Raw genomic sequence first — 18,569 nt, 5'->3', positions numbered from 1 at the left:
ATACTATTTTGAGGCTATTTTTTATTCTTCACATAAACAAACCATAATAATTAGATAGCCAAAGCACTCTATAAAAATATAATATAACTTTTTAGACAATCATTACTTTTTAACTTTCTAAACTTCTACTTATATTTGCAACTTTAAAATTTGAATTTAATTTTTTAATTCCATTCTGAAACAAACTCAGAGTAAACAACAACACAACAACATCATGTTACAATTATCAGAACTAAATGCTATTTCTCCTATTGATGGACGATATAGAAACAAAACCCAGAATTTAGCTCCTTACTTTTCAGAAGAAGCATTGATAAAGTATCGCGTTTTAATTGAAGTAGAATACTTTATTGCATTATGTGAATTACCTTTACCACAACTTTCTGGTGTTGATATAACTATATTTCCTGCTTTAAGAAAAATGTACACTGATTTTTCTACTGAAGATGCATTGTGGATTAAAGAAACTGAAAAAACAACTAATCATGATGTAAAAGCAGTTGAATACTTTATTAAAAGTAAATTTGATGCTTTAGGATTAGAAAAATATAAAGAATTTATTCATTTCGGATTAACTTCTCAAGATATTAATAATACGGCTATTCCTCTTTCTACAAAAGAAGCTTTTGAAAACGTATATATGCCTTCTTTAATTGCTGTTATTCAAAAATTAAAGGATTTAAGTATTGAATGGATGGACATTCCAATGCTTGCACGTACACACGGACAACCTGCTTCTCCTACTCGTTTAGGAAAAGAAATTTTAGTTTTTGTAGAACGTTTAGAAGAACAAATGCGTTTATTATTTAATGTTCCTTTTGCAGCTAAATTTGGTGGTGCAACAGGAAATTACAATGCACATAAAGTAGCTTATCCAAACAATGATTGGAAACAATTTGGAACCAAATTTGTTGAAGATATTCTAGGATTACATCATTCTTTCCCAACAACGCAAATTGAGCATTATGATCATTTCGCTGCTTTTTTTGATGCTTTAAAAAGAATCAATACAATAATAATTGATTTAGATAGAGATATTTGGACGTATGTTTCTATGGATTATTTCAAACAAAAAATAAAAGCTGGAGAAATTGGTTCATCAGCAATGCCACATAAAGTAAATCCTATTGATTTTGAAAACAGTGAAGGAAATTTAGGCATTGCCAATGCTATTTTTGAACATCTATCAGCTAAATTACCTATTTCTCGTTTACAACGTGATTTAACAGATAGTACAGTTCTTCGTAATGTTGGTGTTCCTTTTGGTCATACTATCATTGCCTTTGAAGCCACATTGAAAGGATTAAACAAGTTATTATTAAACGAAGCTAAATTTACTGAAGAACTAGAGAAAAATTGGGCAGTTGTTGCTGAAGCAATTCAAACTATTTTAAGACGTGAAGGTTACCCAAATCCTTATGAAGCTTTAAAAGAATTAACTAGAACAAACACAGTTATTAATAAAGAATCGATTCGTGCTTTTATTGAAACTTTAAATGTTTCTGATGACATTAAAACTGAATTGAAACAAATTACACCAAGTAATTATTTGGGCATATAATAGCATCAAATAATAAAACTTATTCTTTTGTAAAATATAAAATCCATTAGCATTCACTAATGGATTTTTTTTACGCTATAAACTGTTAATTTTTACAAAAAGGATTGTAATGATTCTTCCAATTTAGTACTTTTAAAAAAAGTTAAAATAATGCCATTTTCGTTAGTTGCAAGCACAGCAGTTCATTTACCAGACTTAATCAATGATTTAGGTTTAATCCTTGTCACAGCAGCAATTTCTGTATTAATTTTCCGTAAATTAAAACAACCTTTAGTTTTAGGATACTTAGTTGCTGGATTTTTAGCAAGTGCTAATTTTAATTTTTTTCCAACAGTAAAAGACATTAACAGTATTGAAGTTTGGGCAGAAATAGGAATCATTTTTTTATTGTTTAGTTTAGGTTTAGAATTTAGTTTTAAAAAGCTACTAAAAGTTGGAGGAACAGCATCCATTACTGCATTAACACAAATTTTTGCCATGATTGTTTTAGGCTATTATGCAGGACGATTTATGGGCTGGGACAATATGAACTGTATTTTCTTAGGTGTCATTCTTTCCATTTCTTCCACTACTATTATTCTAAAAGCATTTGATGAACTAGGCGTAAAATCGCAAAAATTTGCAGGAAATGTTATTGGAGCTCTGATTGTGCAAGATATTGTTGCCATTTTAATGATGGTTTTGCTCTCTACTGTTGCAGTAAGTCAACAATTTTCAGGAAGCGAATTGGTTAAATCTTTATTAAAACTATTCTTCTTTTTATCAATTTGGTTTATATCTGGTATTTTTTTCATCCCAACATTATTAAAAAAATTAAAACATTTACTTTCTGATGAAATGTTATTAATTATCTCATTAGCACTTTGTCTGTTAATGGTAATTTTTGCCTCTGAAGTTGGTTTCTCTCCAGCATTAGGCGCTTTCATTATGGGATCTATTATTGCAGAAACTAATGAAGCTGAACATATTGAACATTTAGTAAAACCCGTAAAAGATCTATTTGGTGCGGTTTTCTTTGTATCCGTTGGAATGTTAATTAATCCTGATACCTTGGTTGAATATGCTTTTCCTGTTATGATACTAACATTCGTTACTATTTTTGGACAATCAATAAGTTCTACCATTGGAACTCTTATTTCAGGTCAACCGCTTAAAGAATCCATACAAACAGGTATGAGTTTGTCTCAAATAGGTGAATTTTCTTTTATTATAGCAACACTTGGAACTTCCTTAAAAGTTACAAGCGATTTTTTGTATCCCATTGTTGTTGCTGTTTCAGCTGTAACTGCTTTTACAACTCCATTTATGATAAAATATGCTTCTCCAACAGCCGCTTTTGTTGAGAAAAAATTACCTAAGAAATGGGTTAAAAAAATTGAATTATACAGTGCCAATTCACAAGCTATAAAAACAGTAAGCACTTGGAAAATTGTTATCAAAGAATACTTATTTCAAGTTATCTTATACTCTGTTATTCTTTTTGCTATTATTCTAATGTCTAAAAACTTTTTGTTACCGCTATTAGATGATATTTTGTATGGACATATAATCGCAGCTTTTTTAACCTTATTAGTTTTAGCTCCTTTCTTATGGGCGCTATCTTTAAAAAGAGTAGCCAAAGCTGAAGTTCAAGAATTATTAAAAAACAGAAAATATTACGGCCCTGTTATTGTTTTAATTTTCATTCGAATTGCCATTGCCTTATTTTTCATTGGATTAATGTTAAACAATTTCTTCTCACCTGAAATTGCACTGTTAGCCTTTGTTTTTTCAATTGTAATTATGATGATTTTTCCAAAAAACATCAATCGATTATATCATAAAATTGAAGATCGATTTATAACCAATTTTAATCAAAGAGAAGTAACAACTAAAAATTTAAATCGAAATAATTTATCACCTTGGGATGGTCACATGGCAAATTTTACTATTTGTGCCGAATCAGATTTAGCAGGAAAAACACTAGAAGAAGTTAAAATTAGAGAAAATATAGGCGTAAATATTGCATTTATAAAACGTGGTGGCTTACATATATATATTCCTTCCAAAGAAGAAAAATTATATCCGAATGATGAGATTAGTATAATCGGAACAGATGAGCAAGTAAAACAATTTGCTGATTATTTAGAGCAACACAAGCTAAATACAGAAACACTTCTTGAATCAGAAATAGTATTACAACAATATGAATTAAGAGATCAATGGTTTATTGGTAAAACTATTCGTGAATCGAATTTACGAGAAAAAACAAACGGAATGATTGTAGGAGTTGAACATAATGGTCGACGAATATTAAATCCTGAATCGAGTTTAATTTTAAGTAAAAATGACATTATTTGGGTTGTTGGAGACAAAAAGAAAATAAAAGCATTTTTCAGTTAAGTTAAATCTCATCTTAACAATTCATTAACAATTGGCATAGAATTTGATTTTGTAAGAAAAAGACTTTTGTATGTGTAAAATTTTGTCCCTATTACTTTTTCTAACATTTTCCTCTATTTCAGCACAAGAACTAATTATTGATTATAATCAGCTAAGTGATGAAGTCTTGAAACAAATTAATTCGCACAGAAAAATATTAAAACTAGACGAATTAAAGGAAGATGCAATATTATTCAAAGCCGCTCAAGATCATAGTATTTATATGAATGAGAAAAATATATTATCTCATGAACAAAAGGTTATTGACAAAAAATTCCCGAAAGACCGTATAAAATATTATCAAGGAAATGATTTTAATGTATTTGGAGAAAATGTACTTTATACTACTATAGATGTAAAACACTATTCTAAAACAGATATTCTTGCTTTAGCAAAGAAAGTCTTTATACAATGGAAAAAATCGCCTCCACATTATAAAAACATAATTAATTCAAATTATGAATTAGCAGGTATTGCTTTTTCATTCGATAAAAAAACCAGACGTTTATATGCTACCAATGTATTTGGAGCAAAAGGTGTTGTAATTCCAAATCAATTATCAAACAACGCTTTTGGACTATCTGAAAAAAGTATTTATTGTAAGAATGTTGATTTAAATGATAAAATACACATAAGCAATGGTCTTCAAATTGAAGGAGATGATGTAATACTTTATTACCACGACATTAAAACTTTTAAAGAAATTTTTAAAAACCCTAGTGATGCTATAGCAATTGATTTTGTTGAAGAAAGTCAATTACAATGTGGTTCAAAAAACAATTTTGACATATCACCAATTTATGATGGAGTACTTTCAAAACCTATTTATAGAGACGAGTTGCTAGCTAACAACACCGCTGAAAACAAACACAAAATAATCACTAAAGTAGGTAAAGTACCTGAACATTTAAAAGAAAGAAGCGTTACATTAAACATTATTTTTATTTTCACAAATTGTGCTTGTGAATATATTGTTCCACATGATATTAAATCAAAATCTATATCTCTATTCCCTATAAATCCAATAGTAGAAATTCCTAAAAATACAACCCTAAGCAATAAAGGAATTATTAGAACTGAAGAACATTCTTTTGCTTTTGAGCGAAATGAAATTGTTGAAAAATTTAAAAACACTGATGAATATTTTAACATTGATAAAATTTCAGATGATGAAATTGTTATTCAATTTGATACTTTAATTTCCGAGAATTTTAATAAAGTAGTTGCAAATAAAGACTCAATCTTATTTTCTGAAATTGAATATTCGGAAGAAAAGATTGAAGAACCTTTTACATTTATAAATGAAACTATTCATTCTACCCAAATTTATAGTTATAGTTCTATAGAAGGAAAAGAAGAATTGAATAAAAAATTACATCAAGAAAGAGCTATTGCAATAGAAAATTATGGCAAAGAAAATTTAGATATAACTATTAAACCTTCAAAAATAATTGCTGAAGAAAATTGGGAGACTTGCTACATTCAACTTGAAATGGAGAACTTAGGCGAATTAGCAACAAAATCGAAAGAAGAAATTAGAAGCTACATCAATGCAAATAAGACAACTTGGAATGATTATTTAGACAAACAACGTGTTTCAAAACTCATAGCTAATTATTATGGAGAAATAACAACGAATAATCCTAATAACAAATTATATCTTCAATTTCTTTATGAAATTAATTTACGTACAGGTATTCTTGAAAAAGATTATAATAGAGCAAACTTAGCTCTTGCAAAACTTTATGATGTTGATTTTTGCTATGCAATATTTGATGAAATTGTATTTAATGAATTAATGACTAACCAAAAATTAGTTCAAAATGCATGTGCTGCACTTATCAAAAATCATCAATATGATCGCTTTAAAACCGTACGATTCTTAAAACATTGGTTGACTCAATTCGACTCTTTTAATAAAGATACTCAACTAAATTTATTGAATTTATACTGTGTTACCAATGAAAATCTACTTCATACTTGGGATGTTTCAACTACTAAATTAGCCAATGTAACTAAACCTAAAACATTAGAAAACAACTTTTCATTGTTTCAGCCTAATTTAGATTTAACTGCGAATTACAACTATGTTGCTTTATATTATTCTAATCATACTAATGATTACAATGGAATTAATTATTATTTTACCAAAGTGTATAATAGTTTTAAAAACAATATCAAATCAACTAAAGACAGGGTAAATTTTGGGTTATTTCTAAATCATTGGAGCAACTATCATAGAACAATAACATTATTAAAAGCAGAAATGAAAAAGCCTACTTTTACTAAAGAAGAAGCTCTTTTATTAGCACAAACTTATCCTGTTATTGACAATGATAAAAATAAATCAGAATTAGAGTATATTCTAAAAAAAGCATATCAATTAAACAAAAATGCTTGGTGCAATTGGCAAAAAGAAAATAAAAACCTATTACGGAATATTACAATTAAAAATGAGTTTTGTAAAAAATGTAATTAAAAAAAGCCTCAAAAATGAGGCTTTTAAAACATTATAATTCATCTGCAACTTCATCAATTGCTCTAATTGTATAATCTAAATCTTCATAGGTTAAAGCGTCTGTAATGAACCAAGTCTCATAAGCAGAAGGAGCAATATAAACTCCTTTCCTAAGCAATCCATGAAAAAATTTCTTAAAAGTATCATTATCACCATTTTTAGCAGTCTCGAAGTCATAAACTGCTCCTTTATCGAAATGTACAGAAATCATTGAACCAACTCTATTTATAGTATAAACAATATTTTTAGCTGTTAATACTTTATGAATTCCTTTTTCTAAATAGGCTGTTTTCTCTTCTAATCTATCAAAAATAATAGCATTATTATTTAACGCCTTTAGCATTTCATATCCCGCAGCCATTGCTAACGGATTTCCCGATAATGTTCCTGCTTGATATACTGGTCCTAAAGGAGAAAGATAATTCATAATTTCCTCTCTTGCAGCAAAAGCACCAACAGGTAAACCTCCACCTATTACTTTCCCAAAACAAACAATATCAGCATCAACATTAAAAAGTTCTTGTGCTCCGCCTTTTGCTAAGCGGAATCCAGTCATAACTTCATCAAATATTAACAAACATTTGTTTTGAGTACAAACTTCTCTTAATTGTCTTAAAAATTCATTCTGAGGAGGAATACATCCCATATTTCCTGCAACAGGTTCTATAATTAAAGCTGCAATTTCGTTTTTATTCGATTCAAATAGCGCTTTTACATTTTCAATGTCGTTATATTTTGCTAATAAAGTATCTTTTGCGGTTCCTTCTGTTACACCAGGACTATTTGGTATTCCAAACGTACTAGCTCCACTTCCTGCTGCAATTAAAAAAGAATCTGAATGTCCATGATAGCATCCTGAAAATTTAATTATTTTCTCTTTTTTAGTAAAGCCTCTTGCTAATCGAATAGCACTCATACAAGCTTCTGTTCCTGAACTAACAAAACGAATTTTATCAATATTTGGCACCATTGAAACAGCTAATTCAGCAATTTTAGTTTCCAACTCTGTAGGGGTTCCAAAAGAAGTTCCTTTTTTAGCTCTTTCAATTACTGCATTTACTACTGGTTCATAAGCATGACCTAAAATCATTGGTCCCCATGAATTAATATAGTCTATATATTTATTACCATCTTCATCATATAAATATGGCCCTTTTGCTTCTTTAATAAATATTGGTGTTCCTCCAACTGCTTTAAAAGCTCTTACAGGAGAATTTACACCTCCAGGAATTACTTTGTTTGCTTCAACAAATAATTCGCTACTTCTTTTATATAACATTATTTTATTTTTAATTTCTGACCTATTGATAATGAATTATCATTTAATCTATTTTTCTTTTTCAATTCATCAACAGAAATATTGAATTTTTTTGATAATGAATACAATGTATCTCCTTTTTGAACTGTATAAGAAAAATCTTTAGTACTCGATTCTATTTCACTTCTTTCTAACAATTCTCCTTTTTCTGTGTTTAAAATCTCATTATCATATTGATACAATTCATATCTCTCAATAATTCCAATTAACTTTGCTGGATATTTAGGATCTGTCGCATAACCTGCCGATTTTAAGCCTTTAGCCCATCCATTGTAATCTCTTTTATCTAAATTAAAAAGGCTACTGTATCTACTTCTTGATGTTAAAAACAAAGAATGATCTCTATAAGATTCTGCTGGATCACTATATTTTCTAAAACATTCTTGAGCGGCATCATCATCATGTGATATTGAAGGTCCATTCCATTCTTTATGACATTTTATTCCAAAATGATTATTAGCTTCTCTAGACAATCTACCGTTTCCTGCTCCTGATTCTAAAATTCCTTGTGCTAAAGTTATACTCGCTGGAATTCCATATTCTTTCATGTTTTGTTTTGCAATTTCTTTAAAACTGACAATATAATCCTGTACATTACTATATGTTGCAGAAACTTTTGAAGTAGCTTCTAATTCTTCGGTTGAAGTGTTAGATGTATTAGCTGGCTTTTGAGTCACTACTTTTCGTGTAGTAACAGTTGTTTTCTTTCTAGGAGTAGTGTTTTCAACTGATGTTTTCCCACTTGATTTACTTCCTTTTCTATTCTTCGAAGTACCACAACTAGTAATTAGGATTACTATAAAAACATAAACTATTTTCTTAATCATAAGTATTTTAATATTGTTTTATTTTTTTTCTTTCGAATTTGATTAATTCCCATTATCCCTTGTAAACCACCAGTATGAATTAACAATATCTTAGAATTATCTGGAAACACTTTCTGTTTTATTAACTCTAAAACACCGTAAACCATTTTACCTGTATAAATTGGATCTAAAGGAATTCTTGTTGTATCATAAAAATCATTTAAAAAAATAATCAACTCATCTGTTATTTTCCCATATCCTCCAAAGTGATAATCTGAATTTACATTCCAATTTTTCTTGGTTACAAATTTACAAATTACATCAGATAAAAAGTCTCCTTTTAAAGCAGAAAAACCTATTATTTTTTGATGGTCCCTTGATGAATTTATTATTCCTGAAATTGTACCACCTGTTCCTACTGCACAACATACATAATCAAAGATCGCATCATCTTTTGTTAAAATTTCTTCACATCCTTTAATTGCTAATTCATTTGTTCCTCCTTCTGGCAAGATGTAGCTATTTCCATACTTTCTTTTAAGCTCATTTAAAAACGAAATATCTTCTTTCTTTGAAAAAGCCTCTCTAGAAATAAATTCAAAATTCATACCCATTTCTTGAGCATATAACAATGTAGGGTTTTCTATTATTTTATTTTGTAATTCATCTCCTCTTATAATTCCTAAAGTATTCAATCCATATTCCTTACCTGCTGCTGCAGTTGCTAAAATATGGTTTGAATAAGCTCCTCCAAATGTTATTAATAATTTTGCTTCTTCTTTTTTGGCTTCTTTGATGTTGTATTTTAATTTTCTAAACTTATTTCCAGATATTAAAGGATGCAACAAATCATCTCTCTTAATATAGAGTTCGATATTATTGGGTAGTTGCAAATTAATTTTTTCGTTCACACTGCAAAATAACAAAAAACCCCGATAAAAATCGAGGTTCAATGTATCTATCTTTTTTATTTTTCTACTTATTTTTTATAAATAGAAACTTTTTTATCAACATTAAGATTGTCTTTAGTTTCTAATTTAACTATATATATCCCATCACTTAATCCAGATGTTGAAATTTCATATTGCTCATCAGTTCCTAAATTATATTTACTAATAACTCTTTTACCTGTTACATCATATAAATTTAATGAAACTACATCTTTATTCAGAGAATTAAATATTGTTAAGCTGCTATTATCATTATTTTGATACACTTGAAAAGTATTAGCAATTTCGCTTGGATTCACTAAAGTATTATTAGCATCTTTAAATGTAATTTCAAAACGATCTTTATTAACTCCTGCTGGTAAATCTGCACTAAAAGTACTGTTTTTAATATCATGATATGTATCTGCTACTTTATCATGAACATAAATATTATCAGCTAAATCAAAATTAATCAATTCTGACACAGTAATAGTAAATGTTGTTTCCTCATCTGCTTTAAATGCTAAAGGTATTTTTTTATCCTCATCAAAAGCTAACGTATTAATAACAAACTGCTTATTTCCATCTAACGGAAAGTAAACATCTTTTGGCAAAGTAGACTCAGAAGTAACAGCATCCATTACTAAATCAAAACCATCAGTCGCATTATTATTAAAAGCAACAGCCGTTTCTCTAGTATATTGATTATTCATAATTGTATGAATCTTAAACTGAGGCACTTCTCTTTTTGAAAACTGTGTATAGTCTACACCTGCAACGTTAGGAACATTTTCCCATTTATCACTTTGAACAGAAGCAGTTGAATTTACTACACGTTCAAATTGCGAGTTATTTGCAACACTTTCTTTTGTAAAAACTCTGTAAATATTTTTCATTTGAGCATTTCCAGAAGCTACAACACCTTGTACTTTAAAACCTTGTCCTACTGGAGCAAACATTCTTTTATATGTGCTACCACTTGAAGCTCCTGTTACATTTAATGTTCCATCCTCATTGTATGTATTCCATGTAGGAGCAGTATATGTTCCTGGCGAAAACGCATTTACATTATTAGGAGCATAAGTACCATAACCTCCTACATAATTTATTAATAAATGAGAATTGGCTGATTTTGAATGTTCCCAAAAATAAGCGTTTCCATCAATAACAGCAGAACCTCCAGAAGTAACAGCTCCTGTTGAATAATCCACTGTATATCCGCTATTTTCCAACAAAAATAAATTTAAATTTATAGCTGAAGGATAAGGGTTTCCTGTTAATGTTCTATTTGGATTTGGTCCAGCAGAGTTACCTACTGGAATATTAATAGTTCCATCATTTGGTAATCCTCTAAAATCATACCTTTGATTATTTGATGGGTTATTTTCTTTTCCTTCTGTTACATCTGCAACTGTATTATCACTACCAGAAACACCTTTCATAGTAAATCCTTCACCAGGAGCAATTGTATTTGCATTACCAACATACGTCCATTGACCGTATTGATTTGATTGTACAAATTTATAAATCCATTTTTGAGCAATTGACAGTGATGAATTAGTCGCAACCCCATTACTTTGTCCAGCAGGTAAAATGGTTGGAGCTACACTTGTTGTTATTGTAGTAGGCCTAAACAACCTTGTAATTCCAAAACTTGAATTTCCAGTTGATGCAGATGGAACCCCTACTGGAGAACACCAATAGTTATATCCAAAATTATTAGATGTTCCTTCTTGAAAAATCGACAAATTTCCTAAACCTGTATTAGTCCCACTTCCAGAAGTTCCTTGAAGTAATTGTGATGAATTCCTTAAATAGAAATTACCGTTATTTGCAAGATTAACATCTTGAGTGACATAAACATATTGATCATTCACAAACACATAACTGTTTGGACTAACATACATTTGTGCATTTAGATCTAACAAACCCAAATATACAACCCCAAAGATTAGTAGTATTTTTTTCATATTCAATAATTTAACTTCATTTCAGTACGCTACAAAAATAACAAAAAATAATCATCTACGCATTAAAATTATTTTTATTTTTCAAATCTCACATCACTTTTAATTATCTCCACCAACTATTTATCAGTATCCCTTTAGAAAGAAACAAAAACCTACCTAAAGTCATGATACACTTTCAACAACGTTAATCTTTATCAATTAAAACTTTAACAAAAATGACAATTTTAATATAATTATTAATTAAGTTTTAATTTTTATATTTACGATAACTAACCTTAATATCAAAAACATATTTAACAATGAAAAAACAAATACTTATTGGATTATTTTTTTTTAGTGTATCACTAGCACACAGTCAAGTAGGAATCGGTACTACAACCCCAACAGGAGCATTAGATATAAGTTCTACTATACACGGTTTTATACCTCCAAGAGTAGCATTAACCTCAACTACTGTTGCTGCACCGGTACTAAACCCACAAACTGGAGCATTAGTTTCCGGAACAATAGTTTGGAATACAGCCACAGCAGGAACTTCACCAAACAATGTAGCTCCAGGTCTTTACTATTGGGATGGTACAAAATGGATTGCATTGGCAGGATCTCCAGGTGGATTAGATTGGTCACTAGCTGGAAATAGTGGCACGACTGCTGGCACAAATTTCCTAGGAACAACAGATGCTGTAAACCTTCATTTCAACACCAATAATTTGGAAAGAATGCGAATTCTTAGTAATGGTACCATAGGTATCAACAGCACTGGAAACACTGGCTCACAAGTAGATATTGTTGCAGCAGGAACTAACGATGCTCTTATTACTAGAAATAACGACAATATAACCAATTCAGTTTGGGCACGAAATTCTCATACAACCGGAACAACCTTACTAGCTGCCGCAAACGGAATTAATGGAGTATATCCTAATAAAGGGGCTGGAGTTGCAGGTTCAGCTGTAAATGGACATGGAATCTTTGGAAATACAGGAAATGGAGCCCCTAACAATGCAGCACATAACGGAAATAGCGCAGGAGTTTTTAGTCTTGACTCTGACAATAATGCTGCAACAAGCAACGGAAGCGCTTATGCTTCTATAGCAGGCAAGGACGAACAAATTATTGCAGTATTAGGAGCAACTTCAAGAAGAATATTATACGGAGGATATTTTACAGCAGGAACATCTGCTGCAGGAATCTCTTATAGTTATGTAGGCTTAAAATATAATCACAATAATGATGCTACAGCAACAGGAGGAACAAATTACAAAATAGTAGGTAACGGAGTGGTTTCCACATTAATTCCAGACGAAAACAATATTCCAAGAGTAATGTTTTGTCCTGAAGCACCCGAAGTTTTATTTGAAGACTATGGAACTGGAAAGCTAACCGACGGACAAAGCTACATTGAATTAGACAAGATTGTAGCAAACTCATTAAAAATAGATGCAAATCACCCTTTAAAAGTATTCATACAACTAGAAGGAGAATGTAATGGTGTTTATGTTTCTGAAAAAAGCAAAAATGGCTTCCTCGTTAAAGAATTAAATAACGGAAAAAGTAATATTGATTTTTCTTGGCATATTGTAGGAAACAGAGCTAATTCAAAAGACACAAGCGGGAATATAACTTCTTATTATGAAGACTTAAGACTTCCTTATGGACCAACACCATTAAAACAAAGTACTACAAAATCTAAAAATCCAGAAATTAAATAAACGTTTAAATATAAAAAATCGACTAGACATTCTTCAACGTCAAAATTCAGTACCTTGATATAATCAAGCAATACTTATCTCAAATCAAAAGTTTTAACAACTATTGGGTTCACTAAATTCTAAACTTAGAATTAAAAGAAAACACCTAATTTAAAAACCATTGTATTGTATTAATTCTTGGCTTATAGATTAATGTCGATTTTTTTCTTTTCAAATAATATCATAATTCTAATGAAATTTAAAATCTGATAAATTCAAAAATATTTCAACAAAAGAAAGAGAAAATTATTTTATTTTCTAAAGAGATTAAAAATTAAGTTAACATCCTATTTCCGTGAATTCTTCACTTTATTACTTGTCCAATTATATATATAATTGGACAATGTTTTTTTGAGCCTTTCATGAATAAAAAACTTCTCGTAACACCATCTTTTTTAAAATAAAAAAACACCTATTAACCTTTAAAAGCATAAAACAACAAATCTTTGACTGTGCAATTTTTCAAAACAGAGGATATATTTCAAAAATAATTTAATTTATCTCAAACCAGAAACACCAAAACAAATCAATAAAAAATAGGTTCTTACCTATCATCACTTTTAAACGCTATTAAATAAAAGTTAGTAAATTTTAAATACACAGAAACATACTACAATCCTAAAACAGAGAAACATACTTTTAAAATCTCCAAAAAAGACACACATAGCTGCTCTCTATTTTAGAGTTAACAAAATTCAACTCTACCTTTTCTAAAAAAAACAATAATTAACCTAATTTTATAAAAAAAAGAATATTTTTTTACCGTTTAAAGGTTTTTTTATGCATTATATCTAAAACATTAAAAAAAACGAACAATTATTTTTTATTTAGTTAAACATATATCTATCTTAGCCGTACTTTAACATTTTTTTAACAAAAAATTAACAATAAAAAATGAAAAAAAATTACTTTCTATTAACCACAGCAATATTTTTTTTTAGTCTTATCGGTATTAATAAATTATATTCTCAAGGAACAAATTGTTCTTCCGCCACTAATCTAACCATAAACGGGGCATGTGGAAGTGGTACAATTAGTGATAACACCCAAAGTGCACCAAACGCTTCTGGATGTTCATTTGGAACTTTTAGAAGAGAAGGATGGTATAGTTTCACGGTCACTGGAGGCCCTTTAAACATATCCATTGCAGCTAATGCAACTAATCAAAATCTATTTTTACAATTATTATCTTCTACATCATCATGTACAGGCTTAAGCCAAATAAACTGTGCAAATACCACCACCACGAATGGAGCTCAAACCGAAACCATCAGTACAACTTTATCCAATGGAATATACTACATTAAAGTTATCAATAATGGAAGTAACAATAATATGACTTTAAGTAGCATTTGTGTAACATCCTCATCCTTAACAAATGATAATTGTACAGGTGCAATTCCATTAACCATAAATGCAACTTGTAATTATACCACATACTCTAATTCATCTGCAACTGCCTCTACAACTCCTTCAACACCTCCAGATCCTAATTGTGCTACTTATTTAGGAGGAGATGTCTGGTTTTCTTTTACAGTTCCTCCAAGCGGAAATGTTACCGTTGACATGCAAACAGGAACCATGACGGATGCAGGAATGGCATGGTACACAGGAACATGCGGTAGTTTATCACTATTAGAATGTAATGATGACGGAAGTACAAATGGAAGTATGTCTAAAATAACAAGAACAGGATTAACATCTGGCGCAACTATATATGTAAGAATATGGGGCTATAACAATACTTATGGAACATTCGGAATTTGTGCCACCACACCTAACACATCTATTACCTGTACACAAGGAGATAGTCAAGGAACAACAACTTTAGGTTGCCCATCTGTAACATCAGGAGGCCTCAATTTAAGCGGAAGTGACCCTGATCCTATAAGCTGTTCAGCAACCTCAACATGCATTGATCTTGAAGCTACTTACTTGAATTTAGGAGAAACCACATCATACCTTGTAGAATCTATACCCTATCAACCACCATATCAATTTAATTGCTTAAAAAACCCTGTTAGTGTCAACACAGATGATATTTGGTCACCAATAATAAACTTACCTTTCGAATTTTGTTTTTACGGAAACACATATAATCAATGTTTAATAGGTTCAAATGGTGTTATAACTTTTGACATTACAAATAACTTACCAGGAGATACTTGTGGATGGTCTTTTAATGCCAACCTACCTGTAAGCGGAGATAATTCATTAATTGAAAATTCCATTTTTGGAGTATTCCACGATATAGACCCTTCAAAAGGAGGAGAAGTTGGTTGGGAATTAATCACTTTAAATACTGGTTGTCGTGCTTTAGTAGCTTCATGGAATGATGTTCCAATGTATGAAGAAAATAGCAGTTTATATACTGGAATGATTGTGTTGTATGAAAACACAAATGTTATTGAAGTCTATATCAAAGAAAAAAACATAGATAATTTAGGTGCCGGAACATGGAATGATGGTAATGCTGTTGTAGGAATACAAAACGAAACAGGAACAATTGGAACAGTTGCTCCAAACAGAAACGGATTAGACCCAAACTGGGCTGTAACAAATGAAGCATGGAGATTTGTTCCAGATGGAAATTCTATAACATCAATAACTTGGTATGAAGGATCTGGAACTTCTGGATTAATTGTAGGAAATACAGATCAAATCAATGTTTGCCCAACAAGCACCACTACTTACACTGCGGAAGTAACTTATCAACTTTGTGGAGGAGCAACTTTAACTGAAATAGATGAAACCACTATAACCATCAATAGCAACAAAGTTTGGGTTGGTTCAGTAAACAGCGACTGGAACAACGCAAATAACTGGACTCCAACAGGTGTTCCAACAGATTTAGATTGTGTAGTAATTCCTAGCACTTCAACAGATCCTATTATTAACGGAACTAGTTATAATGGATTAGGATTAAATCTATTAATTCACAATAATGCCAATTTAACAGTCACATCAGATAACAACATAACCATTACCGATTGGGTAAACATAAATCTAGGTGGAAATCTAGAATTACAAGACAATGCTAGTTTAATTCAAATAAACAATATTGCTAATACAGGAATAATGAATATGCATAGAAATGCAAATGTTAGACGTTTAGATTATGTATATTGGTCATCACCAGTATCAAATTTCCCACTAACTAACATTCTTGGAAGTTCAAAATACAAATGGGAACCTACTATCCCATCTGGATATACTAGTGATTTTGGTAATTGGATAAGTACTGGAGAAAACATGTTAACAGGAAAAGGATACATTGTTAAATCACCAAGTAATTTTCTGAACACATTCCAAACTCTTACAGGAACATTCACAGGAACTCCAAACAATGGTAATATTAGTGTTCCTATAGCTAGAAGTAGTTATAACGGAATCAATTACCTTGGTCCAACTACCACGCCAGTAACAAAAGACGATGACAATTGGAATTTAATAGGAAATCCATATCCATCATCAATTAATGCAATTGATTTTCTAACTTTAAACACAAACATAGCAGGTTTCATAAAAGTTTGGACACACGGAACACTTCCTAGTTTAGCTATTCCTGATCCATTCTATGAAGACTTTGGATATAACTATACTGTTAATGACTACATTACTTATAACGCTGCTGGTAGCTCATCAGGCCCTAATACTTATGATGGATATATTGCTGCTGGTCAAGGATTTTTTGTTTTAATGAACCACACAAGTTCATCAACTTCTGAAAATGTTCTTTTCAATAACTCTATGAGACATAACACTTATAGCAATAATCAATTCTTCAGAACTTCGGGTTCTACTCAAATTGAAAAAAACAGAATATGGCTAGATATTATTGACCAAACGGGAAGTTCAGCAAGAACAATGATCGGTTATATTACAAATGCAACAAACGAAATCGATAGACTTTATGATGCAACTGCAGTTGATAAAAACAATTTTGATATTTACTCTATTGCAGAAACTGCAAAACTAAATATTCAAAGTAGAAAACTTCCTTTTGTAATAGATGATCAGGTTCAACTTGGAATGTATATTCCTCAAAGTGGTTCTTATTCAATTGCGATTAATGCTGTTGATGGTTTATTTAGTGATTCTAACAACAATATATATATTGAAGATTTACAAAATGAAATTATTCATGACTTAAAGTTAAACCCATATAGCTTTACATCAAACTCTGGAAATATTGATAATCGTTTTATATTAAGATACACAACTAATACTTTAAGCAATTTAGATGTTACACCTAATGAAAATAATATAATTGTAATTTCAAATGAAAACTTAACAATCAAAGCCACAGAAAAAGAAATCAAGACTATTCAAATTTTTGATGTATTAGGTAAGAAACTAACCGATATTCAAAACATAAGTACTTCAGAAGTTATCGTTCAAAATTTACAAAAAAACAATACAACATTAATTCTTCAAATAGAACTAGTAAATGGAAATATAATTCACAAAAAAGTAATTTTCTAAATATATTTTAAAAACATCCAAAATGACCTTTTCTTTAGATAGTTAAGGTCATTTTCATTTGAATATGATTCTCTTTCAAACGAAATATTCCTATAAGCCAAATTCCAATTTTTATATTGCAAAAAACGCAGAAAAAATTCAACACCATACCATATAAAAAAAAGAACTACTAACATTTCCACTTGCTGCCTAATATGTATTCTTTCATGATGTATTAACACTTCATTTGTCTTATCTTTTTTATGAGATAATATAACAAAAGGAAAAATAGTCATCCCTCTAAAATTCTTAGGGATTAAATATTTCGAAACAAATAATATCATTAATCTATAATTTAAAAACGTCTTTAACTTATTATTTTACCAAAGTAAAGAAGTAAACTTGAATAAAAATATTTATTTTTGAAGAATCTAAAAAAGAATTAGATATAGATTTATCTTTATGGACAATAAATTAGATCCTAACAATCTAAAAGAAGGCGAAGATTTTTATTATACGCCAGAAGGTTACAAATGCTTCACCTCTACTTATCATCTAAAAAGAGGTTATTGTTGCAAAAGCGGTTGCCGTCACTGTCCTTATGGCTATGACAAAAAAACGGGAACAATAAAAAAATAAAAAATGGACATTCGACTATTCCAATATAAAATAAAAATATACAAATCGTATCATAGGTCAGATATTCGGTATCCTTAGTTTTTCAAGGACATGTCCTACATTTCACTTCGATTGAGCCGTATGCTTCATCTTTTATTTTACACATTTAAGATATCCTTCCAGCTCTCACGAAAATCAAAATACAAGCATAAG

The 18,569-nt window shown here is 30.0% G+C and carries 10 protein-coding genes; 6 read left to right on the top strand and 4 right to left on the bottom strand.

Annotated features, from left to right (window positions below):
- The first annotated feature begins 214 nt into the window (after window positions 1-214).
- The 3 genes from purB to LXD69_RS09055 all read left to right on the top strand — a co-directional run bounded on the left by purB (window position 215) and on the right by LXD69_RS09055 (window position 6,461).
- Entirely contained in the window at window positions 215-1,561 is a 1,347-nt protein-coding gene (purB, locus tag LXD69_RS09065) for an adenylosuccinate lyase (RefSeq protein ID WP_246914727.1), read from the top strand.
- Window positions 1,562-1,711: 150 nt separating this feature from the next.
- Entirely contained in the window at window positions 1,712-3,943 is a 2,232-nt protein-coding gene (locus LXD69_RS09060) for a cation:proton antiporter domain-containing protein (protein ID WP_045967645.1), read from the top strand.
- A gap of 70 nt (window positions 3,944-4,013) precedes the next feature.
- Window positions 4,014-6,461 carry a CAP domain-containing protein gene (locus LXD69_RS09055; protein WP_246914725.1) on the top strand — a complete coding sequence of 816 codons (2,448 nt, stop codon included), beginning with the start codon at window positions 4,014-4,016 and terminating at the stop codon, window positions 6,459-6,461.
- 31 nt (window positions 6,462-6,492) lie between these two features.
- Here LXD69_RS09055 and hemL read toward each other — a convergent pair whose 3' ends face one another.
- From hemL to LXD69_RS09035, 4 genes are all read right to left on the bottom strand, one after another.
- A complete protein-coding gene (hemL, locus tag LXD69_RS09050) occupies window positions 6,493-7,779 on the bottom strand; it encodes a glutamate-1-semialdehyde 2,1-aminomutase (protein WP_246914723.1) in 1,287 nt (428 codons plus the stop codon).
- On the bottom strand, window positions 7,779-8,645 hold the full coding sequence (locus tag LXD69_RS09045) for a glucosaminidase domain-containing protein (RefSeq protein ID WP_246914721.1): 867 nt from the start codon (window positions 8,643-8,645) through the stop codon (window positions 7,779-7,781). The genes hemL and LXD69_RS09045 overlap by 1 nt, the downstream gene beginning before the upstream one ends.
- On the bottom strand, window positions 8,642-9,535 hold the full coding sequence (locus LXD69_RS09040; RefSeq protein ID WP_246914718.1) for a 1-aminocyclopropane-1-carboxylate deaminase/D-cysteine desulfhydrase: 894 nt from the start codon (window positions 9,533-9,535) through the stop codon (window positions 8,642-8,644). The genes LXD69_RS09045 and LXD69_RS09040 overlap by 4 nt, the downstream gene beginning before the upstream one ends.
- Window positions 9,536-9,603: 68 nt before the next feature.
- A complete protein-coding gene (locus tag LXD69_RS09035; protein WP_246914716.1) occupies window positions 9,604-11,523 on the bottom strand; it encodes a T9SS type A sorting domain-containing protein in 1,920 nt (639 codons plus the stop codon).
- 299 nt (window positions 11,524-11,822) lie between these two features.
- On the opposite strand from LXD69_RS09035, the gene LXD69_RS09030 reads away from it, so the two are divergent.
- The 3 genes from LXD69_RS09030 (at window position 11,823) to LXD69_RS09015 (ending at window position 18,377) form a co-directional block, all read left to right on the top strand.
- A complete protein-coding gene (locus LXD69_RS09030) occupies window positions 11,823-13,235 on the top strand; it encodes a pilus assembly protein (protein ID WP_052705420.1) in 1,413 nt (470 codons plus the stop codon).
- A 933-nt stretch (window positions 13,236-14,168) separates the two neighbouring features.
- Window positions 14,169-17,759, top strand: a complete 3,591-nt coding sequence (locus LXD69_RS09025; RefSeq protein WP_246914713.1) for a hypothetical protein — start codon at window positions 14,169-14,171, stop codon at window positions 17,757-17,759.
- A gap of 441 nt (window positions 17,760-18,200) precedes the next feature.
- Window positions 18,201-18,377: a DUF5522 domain-containing protein gene (locus LXD69_RS09015; protein ID WP_161794128.1), complete on the top strand. Its 177-nt coding sequence runs from the start codon at window positions 18,201-18,203 to the stop codon at window positions 18,375-18,377.
- The last annotated feature ends 192 nt before the right edge of the window (window positions 18,378-18,569 follow it).

It is taken from the genome of Flavobacterium sediminilitoris (assembly GCF_023008245.1).
Taxonomy (GTDB): Bacteria; Bacteroidota; Bacteroidia; order Flavobacteriales; family Flavobacteriaceae; genus Flavobacterium; species Flavobacterium sediminilitoris.
This window is presented reverse-complemented; position numbering and strand designations above follow the sequence as displayed.